The organism is Sphingopyxis sp. (genome assembly GCF_034380315.1).
In the GTDB taxonomy this organism is placed as follows: domain Bacteria; phylum Pseudomonadota; class Alphaproteobacteria; order Sphingomonadales; family Sphingomonadaceae; genus Sphingopyxis.
In genome coordinates, this window is sequence record NZ_JAXMPB010000002.1 from 527,170 (window position 1) to 540,794 (window position 13,625).

Annotated in this window: 14 protein-coding genes; 8 read left to right on the forward strand and 6 right to left on the reverse strand. The window is 65.4% G+C overall.

Annotated elements, in window-relative coordinates; genetic code table 11:
- Window positions 1-8: 8 nt before the first annotated feature.
- From nagZ to U0S50_RS05615, 4 genes are all read right to left on the reverse strand, one after another.
- Window positions 9-1,016, reverse strand: coding sequence for a beta-N-acetylhexosaminidase (gene nagZ, locus U0S50_RS05600; protein ID WP_322307772.1), 1,008 nt, complete (start codon window positions 1,014-1,016; stop codon window positions 9-11).
- 106 nt (window positions 1,017-1,122) lie between these two features.
- On the reverse strand, window positions 1,123-1,905 hold the full coding sequence (locus U0S50_RS05605; RefSeq protein ID WP_322307773.1) for an SPOR domain-containing protein: 783 nt from the start codon (window positions 1,903-1,905) through the stop codon (window positions 1,123-1,125).
- Window positions 1,905-3,632: an arginine--tRNA ligase gene (gene argS / locus U0S50_RS05610; RefSeq protein ID WP_322307774.1), complete on the reverse strand. Its 1,728-nt coding sequence runs from the start codon at window positions 3,630-3,632 to the stop codon at window positions 1,905-1,907. The genes U0S50_RS05605 and argS overlap by 1 nt, the downstream gene beginning before the upstream one ends.
- Before the next feature lie 143 nt (window positions 3,633-3,775).
- Window positions 3,776-4,447 (reverse strand): hypothetical protein, encoded by a 672-nt coding sequence (locus tag U0S50_RS05615; protein WP_322307854.1) that lies wholly within the window; start codon window positions 4,445-4,447, stop codon window positions 3,776-3,778.
- Between the two features lie 149 nt (window positions 4,448-4,596).
- On the opposite strand from U0S50_RS05615, the gene ispH reads away from it, so the two are divergent.
- The 3 genes from ispH to rnhA are packed head-to-tail and all read left to right on the forward strand — an operon-like array spanning window position 4,597 to window position 7,010.
- A complete protein-coding gene (ispH, locus tag U0S50_RS05620) occupies window positions 4,597-5,583 on the forward strand; it encodes a 4-hydroxy-3-methylbut-2-enyl diphosphate reductase (protein WP_322307775.1) in 987 nt (328 codons plus the stop codon).
- A 9-nt stretch (window positions 5,584-5,592) separates the two neighbouring features.
- Window positions 5,593-6,555, forward strand: coding sequence for a homoserine kinase (gene thrB / locus U0S50_RS05625; protein WP_322307776.1), 963 nt, complete (start codon window positions 5,593-5,595; stop codon window positions 6,553-6,555).
- Window positions 6,552-7,010 carry a ribonuclease HI gene (rnhA, locus tag U0S50_RS05630; protein WP_322307777.1) on the forward strand — a complete coding sequence of 153 codons (459 nt, stop codon included), beginning with the start codon at window positions 6,552-6,554 and terminating at the stop codon, window positions 7,008-7,010. The genes thrB and rnhA overlap by 4 nt, the downstream gene beginning before the upstream one ends.
- A gap of 27 nt (window positions 7,011-7,037) precedes the next feature.
- Here rnhA and U0S50_RS05635 read toward each other — a convergent pair whose 3' ends face one another.
- Entirely contained in the window at window positions 7,038-7,214 is a 177-nt protein-coding gene (locus U0S50_RS05635; RefSeq protein ID WP_242777811.1) for a YegP family protein, read from the reverse strand.
- A gap of 87 nt (window positions 7,215-7,301) precedes the next feature.
- Window positions 7,302-8,432, reverse strand: coding sequence for an FAD-dependent oxidoreductase (locus tag U0S50_RS05640; RefSeq protein WP_322307778.1), 1,131 nt, complete (start codon window positions 8,430-8,432; stop codon window positions 7,302-7,304).
- Between the two features lie 94 nt (window positions 8,433-8,526).
- Here U0S50_RS05640 and U0S50_RS05645 point away from each other — a divergent pair, with 94 nt between their 5' ends.
- Genes U0S50_RS05645 through U0S50_RS05665 form a run of 5 tightly spaced genes read left to right on the forward strand, consistent with a single transcriptional unit; the run spans window position 8,527 to window position 13,604 of the window.
- Window positions 8,527-9,015 carry an A24 family peptidase gene (locus U0S50_RS05645; RefSeq protein WP_322307779.1) on the forward strand — a complete coding sequence of 163 codons (489 nt, stop codon included), beginning with the start codon at window positions 8,527-8,529 and terminating at the stop codon, window positions 9,013-9,015.
- 48 nt (window positions 9,016-9,063) lie between these two features.
- Window positions 9,064-10,101, forward strand: coding sequence for a Flp pilus assembly protein CpaB (gene cpaB / locus U0S50_RS05650; protein ID WP_322307780.1), 1,038 nt, complete (start codon window positions 9,064-9,066; stop codon window positions 10,099-10,101).
- 1 nt (window position 10,102) lies between these two features.
- Window positions 10,103-11,662: a type II and III secretion system protein family protein gene (locus U0S50_RS05655; protein ID WP_322307781.1), complete on the forward strand. Its 1,560-nt coding sequence runs from the start codon at window positions 10,103-10,105 to the stop codon at window positions 11,660-11,662.
- A 20-nt stretch (window positions 11,663-11,682) separates the two neighbouring features.
- Window positions 11,683-12,330, forward strand: coding sequence for a CpaD family pilus assembly protein (locus U0S50_RS05660; RefSeq protein ID WP_322307782.1), 648 nt, complete (start codon window positions 11,683-11,685; stop codon window positions 12,328-12,330).
- Entirely contained in the window at window positions 12,327-13,604 is a 1,278-nt protein-coding gene (locus U0S50_RS05665) for a pilus assembly protein CpaE (RefSeq protein ID WP_322307783.1), read from the forward strand. The genes U0S50_RS05660 and U0S50_RS05665 overlap by 4 nt, the downstream gene beginning before the upstream one ends.
- Window positions 13,605-13,625: the final 21 nt, after the last annotated feature.

The following is a 13,625-nucleotide window of genomic DNA, read 5'->3' on the forward strand; positions in this document are numbered from 1 at the left end:
GTCCCCCCTCATGCGACGGCCAGCAGCGCGTCGCGCTGGTCGACAAGCGCGGCAAACTCACGAAGATCGGACGCTCCGGCGATGCGATCCATCGCACCTTCCAGCCGCGCGAGCGAAATGGAACGGATCGGATCGATCGCCTTCGCGATGCCGACCATGTCGTCCATCTTGCCCCAGCAGTTCAGAACGATGTCGCACCCCGCCGCCAGCGCTTCGGCCGCCAGCGCCGGAATGCTTCCCGACAATGCTTTCATGTCGATATCGTCGGTCATCAGCAGGCCGTGAAAGCCGACGCGCTGACGGATGATCGTGTCGATCACCACCGGCGATAGCGTCGCGGGTCTTTCGGCGTCCCATGCTTCGAACACGACATGGCAGGTCATCGCCATCGCCGCATCGCGCAGCGCGGCAAAGGGTGCCAAATCGCTCTGAAGCTCGTGGTCGGACGCCGCGACGCGCGGCAATTCCTTGTGCGAATCGAGCAGCGCGCGGCCGTGGCCGGGGATATGCTTGACCACGCCGATCACACCGCCGGCCTGAAGCCCACCCAGAATCGCGCGGCCGAGCGCCGCGACCCGCATCGGCTCGCTGCCCAGGGCGCGGTCGCCGATCACATCGCTGGCACCCGGCTGGCGGACGTCGAGCAGCGGCAGGCAATCGACCGTAATCCCGACCTCGGCCAGCATCGCGGCGAGCGCCATGGCATTGAGCCGCGCCGCTTCGATCGCGCTCGCCGGCGCCCGCTCATACAGGGCATCGAACACAGCACCCGGCGGAAAGTCCGGCCATTCCGGGGCTTTCATGCGGGCGACCCGGCCGCCTTCCTGGTCAATCAGGATGGGCAAACCCGCGCGGCCGTCCAGGCTGCGCAGATCGTCGGTCAACCGCCGAAGCTGGTCGCGATTTTCGATGTTGCGCCCGAACAGGATATACCCCGCCGGATTGCTGTCGCGAAAAAAGGCGCGCTCGTCATCGGTCAGAACTGGTCCCGACAGACCGAAAATAGCGGGTATCATCGTGCGTCAATCTCCATCCGCCGATATCCCCCCTGCAACGGCCAAGCATATATTATGCCACAGGCGAACCCGCGGACCAACGGAGTCTGCGACCGGGCGGGTCGAATCAGCGAACGATGACGCAATTTTCACCCGCAACGCGCAATTTCCCGCACAGGCTTTCGGCATTCGCGGTCGATCCCGCCGATACGCGCAGCCGATAAACGGTGCCGCTCTCCACCTTCGCGGGCGAAATGGATCGATTGAGATCGGCCAGATAGGCAAAGCGCTTCGACAGGTTCGACCAGGCCTTGTTCGCGGCACCTTCGCTGCTGAACGCGCCGAGCTGAATCAGCGAGGATCCGGACGGCGCGGCCGCCGGCTTGGCGGGCGGGGTCGCGGCCTTGGCTGGCGCAACCGCCTTGGTCGTTTCGCTGGCGGGGGCTTTCTTGTCCGCCATCTTCTTCTCTGCGGCCTTGTCCGCCTCGGCCTTCTTCGCCGCCTTGGCCGCGGCCTCGCGCTCATCGGGGGTTACGGCGGGCTCCTCGGGCATACGGGTCGGATCGACCTTGCCCGCCGGTTCGGCGCCTTCGCTCACCGCAAAGCTCGCATCGCCCTCGCCTTCGAAGGTTCTGGCGGCGTCATTTTCCGGCGCGACCTTGTAATCGCCCTGCTGTGCGACGATCAGGTCGCCCTGTCCATCGCGCGCACCGCCGTTCTGGATCCACCACAGGCCGCCCAGCACCGCGCCGATCAGGATCAGACCGCCGAGCACCATGGCGAGCAGGCGCACCGGCGACACCTCGCCATCCTCCTCAAAACCATCGGCTGCCTCCAGCCAGGGCAGACGATCTTCCTCGTCCAGTCCCAGACCGGTTTCCCCCTGCGCCGCAGCCCTGTCTTCGCCCATCAGTTCATCTCCTCGAGCGCCTCGACCCCCATCAGGTGCAGCCCGTTGCGGATAACCTGCCCGATTCCGTCGGCCAAATAAAGCCGGGTCGCGGTCAACTCGGGATCATTTGCCAATATGATACGGGCATCGGGGCGATCGTTACCCATGTTCCACCAGGCGTGGAACGCGGCGGCGACATCGCCGAGATAAAAGGCGACACGATGCGGCTCGCGCGCTGCCGCCGCCGCCTCGATCACACGCGGGAACTGCGCGAGCAGCTTCACGAGCGCCAGTTCCTCGCCTCCCAAGCGGCCAGGTGACGGCTCTGCAGCGGCGATCCCGGCGTCGGCGAGCTTGCGCTTCAACGACGCGATGCGGGCATGGGCATATTGGACATAGAAAACCGGATTGTCGCGCGACGCCTCGACCACTTTGGCAAAGTCGAAATCCATCTGCGCATCGGCCTTGCGGGTCAGCATGGTAAAGCGCACTGCATCCTTGCCGACCTCGTCGACGACATCGGCGAGGGTGACGAAATTGCCCGCGCGCTTCGACATTTTGAACGGCTCGCCATTTTTGAGCAGGCGGACCATCTGGACCAGCTTGACGTCGAACTTCTTGGCTCCGCCGGTCAGCGCCGCGACCGCGGCCTTGATCCGCTTCACCGTCCCGGCATGGTCGGCGCCCCAGATGTCGATCAGCTCGTCGGCATCCTGGCTTTTCTGGAAATGATAGGCGAGGTCGGCGCCGAAATAGGTCCAGCTGCCGTCCGATTTCTTGATCGGCCGGTCCTGATCGTCGCCGAACCGGGTCGATCGGAACAGCGGCAGTTCGACCGGCTCCCAATCCTCGGGGGTTTCGCCCTTGGGGGCTTCGAGCACACCGTCATAGACCAGCCCCTGTTCGCGCAGCCATTTTTCGGCGGCGGCGGGCTTGCCGGCCGCCTGCAACTCGGCCTCCGACGAAAAAAGATCGTGATGGATACCCAGCTTGGCGAGGTCGGCGCGGATCATGTCCATCATCGCCGCGACCGCGCGGGTACGGAACGGCACAAGCCAGTCGCTCTCCGGTGCGCCGGCGAAGCGATCGCCAAATTCGGCGGCAAGCGCCGCCCCGACGGGCTTCAGATAATCGCCGGGGTAAAGCCCTTCGGGAATGGTCCCGATCTCCTCGCCCAGCGCCTCGCGGTAACGCATATGCGCCGACCGCGCGAGGACGTCGACCTGCGCGCCGGCGTCGTTGACATAATATTCGCGCACCACATCATGCCCGGCATATTCGAGCAGCGCGGCGAGCGCGTCGCCGACGACCGCGCCGCGGCAATGACCGACGTGCATCGGCCCGGTCGGGTTCGCCGAGACATATTCGACATTGACCCGCCGCCCCTGGCCCGTCGCCGAGCGGCCATAGTCGCCGGCGGCGGCGTGGATCAGCGCCAATTCGTCGCGCCAGCTTTGATCGGCAAGCCGCAGGTTGATGAAGCCAGGACCGGCGATGCTCGCCTCGGTCACCTCGTCGAGCGCGCCCAATTCGGCAGCCAGAAGCTCGGCGAGCGCGCGCGGATTGGTGCCCGCGGGCTTGGCCAGCACCATCGCGGCGTTGGTGGCGATGTCGCCATGCGCGGGGTCGCGCGGCGGTTCGACGCTGATCGCGCTGCGGTCGAGCCCGGCCGGAAGCGCATCGCGGGCGGCAAGCGCGTCGAGCGCGGCGCCGATATGATCGGAAAAACGGCTGAAAAGAGTCACGGGAACGGGCCTATCTTCACTCTGACATGGATCAAGCGCGCCCTAACCCAGCTTGGCAGGCGCGAAAAGCCCCGCGCCGCTGCCAGGAGCGCCGCAGGGCGAAAACGAAGCGTACGGCACGCCGACGCGCGCCGACGCGCAACCTATCGTCGGACGTTATATTCGAGCTGGTCCTGGGTCAGCTGGAAACCGACCAGCAGTTCGAAACTGGCGCGCTGCACGGCGGCGCGCACCTCGGGAATGCTCAGCGGATCGATCGCCGCATCCTGGTCGCCCGCGCGGCGGCGGCGGGTGATGCGTTCCTGAATATCGGCGGGCAGCGTCGCCGCCGTACGATCGACGAAAGCCGAGGCCTGACCGCGGCCGGTGCCGCGCAGCTGGCCGTCGGGAAAGGTCACGCTGACCTGGCCCAGGCGCTTGGCAACCACGGCGGTTCCGCCCTGCACGACCGTCGAGAAGTAGGGAAGCGTGACGGTCCGCGCCGGACCGGCTTCACGGCGGGTCGCCACGACATCGAACGAAGCGAGCTGATACACTTTGTCGCCGCTGTCATTGCATTGCGGTGTCACGTTGGTGATCGTCGCCACGACATCGATCGCGGCGGCATCGCGGCTCCCGGCTGGGTCGAACAGCGTGACGTCGCCGGTATGCAGCGGAACCGCGATCGCCGGACAGACGCTGCGGGTCGCCGTAATGCCGACGCCCGAGCTCAGGTCCAGATCATTGTCCTTCGCACAGCCCGCCGTCGCCGCCATGGCCGCCGTGCCGCACAGCACAGCCAGAAACTTACGGGGCGAGGTCGAAATGGGCTTCATGATGATCGGGCTTTCCAAACAGGCGCGGGGTGCGTCGGGACGGTCATCCCGCTTCATGCGCGCCGCTTCTTATCGGTGCGATGAACGCGGCGCAACGGGGACGAAGCCGCTTTACCCGATATGCCTCGCTGCGCTAGAGCGCGGCCATCATGAACGATCCCCATGCAACGACGCGCCAGAATGACGGCGAAACCGCGGAACTCCGGGTCCTGATCGCCGCTCCGCGCGGTTTTTGCGCCGGGGTCGATCGCGCGATCCGTATCGTCGAACTCGCCCTCGAACGCTTCGGCGCGCCGGTCTATGTCCGCCATGAAATCGTTCACAATCGCTATGTCGTCGAAACGCTGAAGTCGAAAGGCGCGATCTTCGTCGAATCGCTCGACCAGGTTCCCGACGATGTTCCGGTGGTTTTCAGCGCCCATGGCGTCCCCAAGGCGGTGCCCGCAAAGGCGGAGGCGCGCGGGCTCGACTATATCGACGCAACCTGCCCGTTGGTGTCGAAGGTGCACCGCCAGGCCGAGCGCGCGCATGAAGCGGGGCGCCACATCATCTTCGTCGGCCACGCCGGGCATCCTGAAGTGATCGGCACGCTCGGCCAATTGCCGGACGGGGCGATGACGCTGGTCGAATCGGTCGACGACGTCGCCGGACTCCTCCCTCCGGATGGCGCCGAATTATCCTTTCTGACCCAGACGACATTGTCGGTCGACGACACCCGCGACATCATCGCCGCGCTTCAGCATCGCTTTCCGACGATCAGCGGACCGCGCGGCGAGGACATCTGCTACGCGACGTCGAACCGCCAGGAAGCGGTGAAGGCAATCGCCGGCCCCTGCGATCGGGTGATCGTCATCGGGGCGCCGAACAGTTCGAACAGCCTGCGCCTGGTCGAAGTGGCCGAACGGATGGGAACGCCTGCGCATCTCGTTCAGCGCGGCACCGACATCGACCCCGCCTGGCTGACCGGTATCGCGGCGCTCGGAATCACGGCAGGCGCCAGCGCACCCGAAACTTTGGTGCGCGAGGTGATCGACGCCGTCGCCGCACACCGGCCGATCCGCGAGGAAGTCGTCGTGACCGCCGAGGAAAATATGGTGTTCAAGCTCCCTCGCGGGCTCGAGCCCGAAGCGGCATAGGGACGGATCATGGCCGTTTACACCGCCGTAGACCCCGACGATCTCGCCGCGCTCGTCGCGCGGTACGACATCGGCACTGTGCTGTCGTGCAAGGGGATCGCCGAAGGCGTCGAAAACAGCAATTTCCTGCTCGAAACCACCGCCGGGCGCTTCATCCTGACGCTTTACGAAAAGCGGGTGCGCGAGGACGATCTGCCTTTCTTCGTCGATCTCCTCGGCCATCTCGCGGCGCGCGGCTGCCCGGTTCCCGCAATGATCAAGGATCGCGCCGGAACCGCGATCCAGCAGATTTCGGGACGCGCGGCGTGCATCATCCAGTTCCTGTCGGGAATTTCGCTGACCCATCCCAGCGCTGGCCAATGCGCGGCGGCCGGCACGGCGCTGGGCGCCATGCACCGCGCGCTCGCCGACTATGACGGCTCCCGCGAAAACAGCATGGGCCACCGTCACTGGCGCGGCATCGCCGAAGCCACCGGCAATCTCGACGCAGTGCTGCCTGGACTGCAGGCGATCGTCGAGGACGAACTGGCCTTTCTCGATGCACACTGGCCGGCCGATCTTCCCGCGCACGTCATCCACGCAGACCTGTTCCCCGACAATGTGCTGATGCTGGGGGAGCATGTCACCGGGCTCATCGACTTCTATTTCGCGGCAACCGATTTTCGCGCCTATGACGTCGCGGTCACGCATGCCTCCTGGACCTTTTCGGACGATGGCCGCGACTGCGATCCGGCGCTCGCTGGCGCCCTGATGCGCGGATACGCAAGCGAAGTGACGCTGAACGACGCGGAATTCGCCGCGCTGCCGCTGCTCGCGCGCGGCGCGGCGCTTCGCTTCTTGCTGACCCGCGCGCACGACTGGGTCCACACCCCTGCCGATGCGCTGGTGACGCGCAAGGATCCTTCGCCCTTCCTCAATCGCCTCCGCCGCTACCAGGCTGCCGACGCCGCCAGCCTGTTCGCCGGCGCATGAGCAGCAGCGACGCAAAGACGGTGATCGTCGCGACCGACGGCGCGTGCAAGGGCAATCCCGGCCCTGGCGGCTGGGGCGCGGTGCTGCGCTGGGGCGATGTGGTCAAGACGCTGTCGGGCGGGGAGCCCGACACGACGAACAACCGCATGGAATTGATGGCGGCGATCGAGGCGCTCGCGGCGCTCAAGCGCAGCTGCGCGGTCGAGCTATCGACCGACAGCGTCTATGTCCGCGACGGCATCACCAAATGGGTGCATGGCTGGCAACGCAATGGCTGGAAAACCGCCGCGAAAAAGCCGGTCGCCAATGCCGATCTGTGGCAGCGGCTTATTGCCGAGGCCGCACGCCACCGCATCGAATGGCTGTGGGTAAAGGGCCACGCCGGGCACGGCGACAATGAACTGGCCGACCAACTCGCCAGCGACGCGGCGCTGAAGGTGGCGCGAGCGCGCTGAACGCCCGCTCCACCCCTGGTCGATATCCTATTCGACCTCGCGCGTTTCGGCGCCGGGACCATTTTTCTTGATCGACTCGATGGCATTCACCGCAGAGGCCTTGCTCGAATAGCCTTCGGTCCAGAACATGGTTTCGCTGTTATATTTGAAATAGGCGACATATTCGCCCGCCTTGTTCTTCTTGATCTCGAAATAATGGGCCATCGGGTCCTCCACTTGTCGAGCCGCGCCGGTATGGCGGGACACCCCATGTTACCCCCCCTCGGCGCCCGTGCAAGCCGCCAGTATGGCTCAGGCGAACCGCCGAGGCGAAAAGGGGGCGGGATCGACCGCGGCAATGGCGGCACTCGGCGACGGCGCGCCCAGTTGCTCTGCGAGCAACCCCGAAATGGCCGGCACCGTCTGGATACCGAAACCGCCCTGCCCCGCGCACCATATGAAATCGCGCTGGTGCGGATCGGCGCCAAAGACCGGCAGGCGATCGGGCGCAAAACTGCGCAGCCCGGCCCATTTGCGTTCGACCGCCGCGATCGGCCAGTCGACCACCGACTGAAAACGGTCGATGGCGACAGCCACGTCCATCTCCTCAGGCGCGACATCGCACGGGGGCGATGGCGTCTCGTCGTGCGGGCTCAGCCATACGCGCCCCTCGCCCTCGCCCTTGAAATAGAAGGCGCCGCCGATGTGCGATACGAGCGGCAGGCTGGCGGGCACCGGAATGCCCAGCCTCAACTGCACCATCGTGCGGCGAAAGGGCTGGATCCCGATTGGCGCAACGCCGCAACGCTCTGCGACCCTATCGGCCCATGCCCCGGCGGCGTTGATGATCACCGCCGCGCGGATCATTCCCTGCCCTGTTTCCACCATCCACCCGTCGCGGCCGCGGCGCGCCGAAACCAGCGGCGTTCGCAGCCCCAGCGATGCCCCGGCCCGCCTCCCGGCGCGCAGATAGGCCGCATGCAATCCACCGACATCGATATCGCGGCATGACGGCTCCCACGCCGCCTCGGTCCAGCCATCGCGCAGGCCCGCGACCCGAGCCTCAAGCGCGGCAGGCGTCAACCGATCCACCTCGACCCCCTGTGCGCCGAAATCGGTGACGAAGGCGTCGACCGCCTGCGCTTCGCCGCTGCGACCGATCACGACCGCCCCGCGTGGCGACAGAAAGGGCCGATCCGAAAAGCCGGGATCGGGGCTTGCCAAGGCCTGTGCCGAAGCGGCGGTCAGCGGCTGGACCCGGACGCCGCCATAGCTTTCCTGCCAAAAAGCGGCCGACCGGCCGGTCGAATGAAAGCCCGCAACATCCTCCGCCTCGATCATCATGACCCGGCGATACGGAGCAAGCTGGGCAGCAAGGCTGGCGCCAGCAATACCGGCGCCGACGATCAGCACATCGGTTGAGGCGGACGCGGCGTCGGTCATGCCCGCCGCATATCGGCTGCCTCCGGGAATGCAAGCGCGCGGGCCGATTAAGATGGTTACTTTTTGGTAAGCCATCTCCGCTAGAAAATGGCCGATGGACCACAAGATGATCTCGCTCGGGCTGATGGGGGTGCTGGCGGCATTGATGATCGCTGCGGCGATCAGCGACCTGCGGACGCGCACCATCTCCAACGGACTCAACGCCGTCATGGCACTTCTCGCCATTCCCTTCTGGGTGGCCAGCGGATTGCCCGTCTGGCCCGACATGGCGATCCAGGCCGGCGCGGCCTTTGGCGTCTTCCTGGCCTTCGTCGGGCTCTTTGCGCTCGGCGCGATGGGCGGCGGCGATGTAAAGATGATCGGCGCGGTCATGCTGTGGATTCCGCTGCCGCTGTTTCTGCCGACCCTGATGGTCATGGCCATTGCGGGCGGGATCCTGTCGGCGGTCATGCTGGTCCACATCAAGCTTCGCCCTTCGGACAAGCCGGTCGAGGTCCCCTATGGGGTCGCCATCGCCGCGGCTGGCCTTTGGGCGCTTCACCAACACTATCTTAACCAGTTTCAGTCTATCGGAACGAGCTGAGGGTAAGCACTGCCGTCTCTGGTGGGTGCAGGAGGGCGAAAAATCGTCATGGATACGCGAAAGATAATGCTGATCGTCGGCGCGCTGATCATTGCGCTCAGTGCCGCCCTTGGGGTGAATCTGATGATGCGTGGGTCGTCGGCTCCTTCGGCGCGCGCAGCGGCAGCACCGAATATCGACGGACCGATGATCCTCGTCGCGACGCGGCAGCTGCCCGTCGGCACCATCATCGGCCCCGACAGCTTCCGGTTTCAGCCCTGGCCGAAGGATCTGGTCGAACAGGCCTATTTCCTCAAGGACAAGACCGATACGCAAACGCTGGTCGGCACTGTCGTGCGCTATCCGATCACGGCTGGCCAGCCGCTGACGCAGGGTGCGCTCGTCCGCCCCGACGACCGCGGGTTCCTCGCCGCCGCGCTCGGGCCCGGCATGCGCGCGGTGACGGTCAAGGTTTCGCAGGAACAGGGCGTTGCCGGCTTCGTGTTCCCGGGCGACCGCGTGGACGTCGTGTTGGCCCAGGAACTGAAGGTCAAGGAAGGCAGCGCCTATCCCGACGACGAACTCTACACGGCTGAAACGATCGTCCGCAACGTCCGCGTGCTCGCGACGGACCAGCGCTACGCCGCCGAGAATGACGAGGGCAAGACCGAAGTCGTGACCTTCGGCCTCGTCACGCTCGAAGCCACACCGGAGATCGCGGAAAAAATCGCCGTCGCGCAGAATATGGGAAATCTGTCACTCGCACTGCGTCCGCTGGCCGAAAGCGCTGGCGAACTCGACGCCGCGATCGCTTCGGGTGCGGTCGATGTACCGTCCAAGGGCGGAACCGCCGCTGAACGCAAGATGATGGCCGAAGCCGCAGCGCGGCCGACGGCCGGCCGTTCGTCGGCGACAACCGGCGGCGACGTGTCGCGCTTCTGGATGCCCGTCAATGGCCGCGTCTCGGCGCCGCGCCAGCCGCAGGGCGGCAACAACTACGCACCGTCGGCACCCGCCGGCGACAGCGCACCGGCAGCACCGCGGGGACCGGTCGTGCGCGTGACGCGCGGCGACAAGGTGACCGAAGTTCCGGTTGGGGGTAAGTAAGATGAACAGCAAAGCCAATATGAAGGCGCAGGCGCTCGCCCGCACTCTGGCCATCGGCCTGATCGCGGCAACCCTCGTGTCGGCTCCGTCGGGACCGGTGGCGGCCCAGGCGACCCACAATGCCAGCAGCAGCATCGACCTGTCGGTCGGCCGCGGACGACTGGTGAACCTGCCCGCTCCGATGAGCGACGTGTTCGTGGCCAACGACAGCGTCGCCGATGTCCAGGTCCGCTCGAGCCGCCAGCTCTATGTCTTCGGCAAGGCGCCGGGCGAAACCAGCGTCTATGCCACCGATGCCAGCGGACGGGTTGTCTATTCAACCGTCGCACGGGTCGGCAACAACATCGAAACGATCGATCAGATGCTGTCGCTGGCGATGCCCGACGCCCACATCGCCTCGAACACGATGAACGGCTTCATCCTGTTGACCGGGACGGTCCAGTCCCCCGACGATGCGGCAGAGGCCGAGCGCCTTGTGCAGGCCTTTGTGGGCGAAGGCACGAAAGTTCTTTCGCGCCTGCGCACCGCGACGCCGCTTCAGGTCAATCTCCAGGTCCGCATTGCCGAGGTCAATCGCACGCTGGTCAAGGAAATCAGCGGCAATGTCCTCAGCCGCGACAAGGATGGCGTGCTCGGTAACGGTTTCCTCGGCGGCGTATGGCGCGGCCGGACCGCCGGGACGATCACCGACATTCCGGCACCCACTGCGGTGTTCCCCGGCAGTCCCGCGCCCCGTCCCTATGATCCGCGGACCGGCCTGCCGATCTCCAGCACCATTTTGGGCACAAGCTATCAGTTCAATGTGCCCAGCGGAACCAACAGCCTCGGCGCCGCCGGCCGTCTGTTCGGCCTCGATCTCATGGCCTCGCTCGATCTTGGCGAACGCTCGGGCATGGTCGCGACGCTCGCACAGCCCAATCTGACCGCGATTTCGGGCGAGACCGCCGATTTCCTGGCCGGGGGCGAATTCCCGATTCCGATCCCGGGCACCTTCGGTACGACCACGATCGAATATCGCAAATATGGCGTCAGCCTTGCCTATACGCCGACCGTCCTGTCGAACGGGCGGATCAGCCTGCGCGTTCGCCCCGAAGTGTCCGAACTCACGAGCGAGGGCGCGATCGAGATGGGGGGGTTCCAGATCCCCGCCCTCACGGTGCGTCGCGCCGAAACGACGGTCGAGCTCGGATCGGGCGAAAGCTTCATGATCGGCGGGCTGCTCAACAACCGCTCGATCGGCGCGATCGACAAGATTCCCGGCCTCGGCGACGTTCCCATCCTCGGAACCTTGTTCAAATCGGACAATTTCCGCCGCGGGGAAACCGAACTGGTCATCGTCGTGACCCCCTATCTCGTCCAGCCGGTATCGGCGAACGAGATCAAGCTTCCGACCGACGCCTTTCAGAACCCCAACGATATTTCGCGGCTGTTTCTTGGCCAGCAGGCAGACGGGGTGACGGGCGGCGACCGGCCGAAACCACGGCTGGAAACGCAGCCCGCCGACGCTGACCGCCCGCGCAACGGCGCTGCCGCCGCGCCTGGCTTCAGCCTGAACAAATGATCCGGGATTCGAGGAGCTCGATGATGAAGAAACTGGCAACCTGGACCGTCGTGGCATTCGCTACGTCGCTCAGCGCATGCGGCGGCACCGGCTACAGCAACCGCAGCCTTGAATCGGTGCATCAACCCGTCGTGCGCAACGCAACGCATCAGTTCGATGTCGCCGCCGGCAGCGGCGACCTCGCACCCAGCGAACAGGGCCGCCTGCAGGGCTGGTTCGACGCGATCGGCGTGCGCTACGGCGACCGCATTTCGATCGAAGACCCCTCCCCCTATGGCGCGAGCGGTGCCCAGTCGGCGATCCGCGGGATGATCGAACGCCGTGGCCTCCTGCTCAGCCATGACGTGCCCGTGACCACCGGCGCCATTCCCGCCGGGCATCTGCGCGTCATCGTATCGCGTGCTTCGGCTCATGTTCCGGGTTGTCCCGACTGGTCGACACGCTCGTCGATCAATTTCAACAACGCCACGTCGGCCAATTACGGCTGCGCGACGAACAGCAACATCGCCGCGATGGTCGCGGACCCGAATGATCTGATCAAGGGCGCCCGCAACGAAGCCTATGACCCGAGCACCGCGACCCGGGCCATCAAGACCTATCGCGAGAAAACGCCCACGGGCGCAGGTTCGCTGCAAGGGACGGACACCAGCAAGGGAGGCGGCCAGTGAACGCTCCTTTCAAAACCGCCGGGCTGCGTGACGCCTTCAACGCCTTCGTGTGCGATGACGATACGCTTGAGCTGATCCGTCTCGCTGCGGGCGAAATGGGTTGGCCGGTCGAAAAGTGCAACAAGGGCGGCCTGCGCAACGCCGTGCAGTCACTGTCGGTTTCGGCAAGCCCGAACATCCTGTTCGTCGACATGTCGGAATCGGGCGACCCGATCAACGACATCAATGCTCTGGCCGAAGTCTGCGAACCCGGAACGGTCGTGATTGCGGCCGGACAGGTGAATGACGTCAGGCTTTACCGCGACCTCTTGTCGAGCGGCATTCAGGATTATCTCCTGAAACCGCTGTCGCTGGATCAGGTCCGCGACTCGCTCAACATGGCACAGGCGATGCTCTCCGCGCCGAAACACGCGGACATGCACGACGACAAACCGCATCATCTGATGGCGGTCGTGGGTGTGCGCGGCGGCGTGGGCGCTTCGCTCGTCGCGACATCGCTCGCATGGGCGATGAGCGAGCAGGCCGGTCGTCAGACCGCGCTCCTCGACCTCGACGTCCATTTCGGCACCGGGGCGCTGACGCTCGACCTCGAACCGGGGCGCGGCCTGATCGATGCGATCGATAACCCCAGCCGTATCGACGGGCTGTTCATTGAGCGCGCGATGGTGCGGGCTTCGGACAAGCTCAGCCTGCTCTCGGCCGAAGCCCCGATCCACCAGCCCGTGATGACCGATGGCTCGGCCTTCTTCCAGCTGGAAGAAGAATTGCGCAGCGCATTTGAAATGACGATCGTCGACATCCCGCGTCAGGTATTGATCCCCTTCCCCCATCTGGTGTCGGAGGCCGGAACGATTCTGCTGGTCAGCGACGTCACGCTGGCGGCTGCGCGCGATACGATCCGCCTGCTGTCGTGGTTCAAGCAGAATATTCCCGGCGCGCGGGTGGTTCTGGTTGCGAACAAGTTCCAGAACGCGATCGGCGAACTGTCGCGCAAGGAATTCGAATCCTCGATCGAACGCAGTATCGACGTCGTGATCCCCTTTGATCCCAAGCTGGTCGCCCAGGCGGCCAAGCTCGGAAAATCCTATGCCGAAATCTGCAAGGGGACGAAGGCCGGCCAGGTCTGGACGAACCTGATGCGCGTCATCCTCGACGGCGCCGACGCTGCGGAAGCCGAAGAAACGACAGCAAAGGGCAAAAGCGGCGGCTCCCTGCTTGGAAAGCTGAGCAGCATAGGCGGCCGCATGAGCAAGAAAACCGCAAAGGCACAGTAAATGATCGGCGGCGTCCGCCGC

What these genes read in the sequence shown, in the direction of transcription:
- nagZ (WP_322307772.1), bottom strand. Translation starts at nt 1,016, where the DNA reads ATGATACCCGCTATTTTCGGTCTGTCGGGACCAGTTCTGACCGATGAC.
- U0S50_RS05605 (WP_322307773.1), bottom strand. Translation starts at nt 1,905, where the DNA reads ATGGGCGAAGACAGGGCTGCGGCGCAGGGGGAAACCGGTCTGGGACTG.
- U0S50_RS05615 (WP_322307854.1), bottom strand. Translation starts at nt 4,447, where the DNA reads ATGAAGCCCATTTCGACCTCGCCCCGTAAGTTTCTGGCTGTGCTGTGC.
- ispH (WP_322307775.1), top strand. Translation starts at nt 4,597, where the DNA reads ATGAACGATCCCCATGCAACGACGCGCCAGAATGACGGCGAAACCGCG.
- thrB (WP_322307776.1), top strand. Translation starts at nt 5,593, where the DNA reads ATGGCCGTTTACACCGCCGTAGACCCCGACGATCTCGCCGCGCTCGTC.
- rnhA (WP_322307777.1), top strand. Translation starts at nt 6,552, where the DNA reads ATGAGCAGCAGCGACGCAAAGACGGTGATCGTCGCGACCGACGGCGCG.
- U0S50_RS05635 (WP_242777811.1), bottom strand. Translation starts at nt 7,214, where the DNA reads ATGGCCCATTATTTCGAGATCAAGAAGAACAAGGCGGGCGAATATGTC.
- U0S50_RS05640 (WP_322307778.1), bottom strand. Translation starts at nt 8,432, where the DNA reads ATGACCGACGCCGCGTCCGCCTCAACCGATGTGCTGATCGTCGGCGCC.
- U0S50_RS05645 (WP_322307779.1), top strand. Translation starts at nt 8,527, where the DNA reads ATGGACCACAAGATGATCTCGCTCGGGCTGATGGGGGTGCTGGCGGCA.
- cpaB (WP_322307780.1), top strand. Translation starts at nt 9,064, where the DNA reads ATGGATACGCGAAAGATAATGCTGATCGTCGGCGCGCTGATCATTGCG.
- U0S50_RS05655 (WP_322307781.1), top strand. Translation starts at nt 10,103, where the DNA reads ATGAACAGCAAAGCCAATATGAAGGCGCAGGCGCTCGCCCGCACTCTG.
- U0S50_RS05660 (WP_322307782.1), top strand. Translation starts at nt 11,683, where the DNA reads ATGATGAAGAAACTGGCAACCTGGACCGTCGTGGCATTCGCTACGTCG.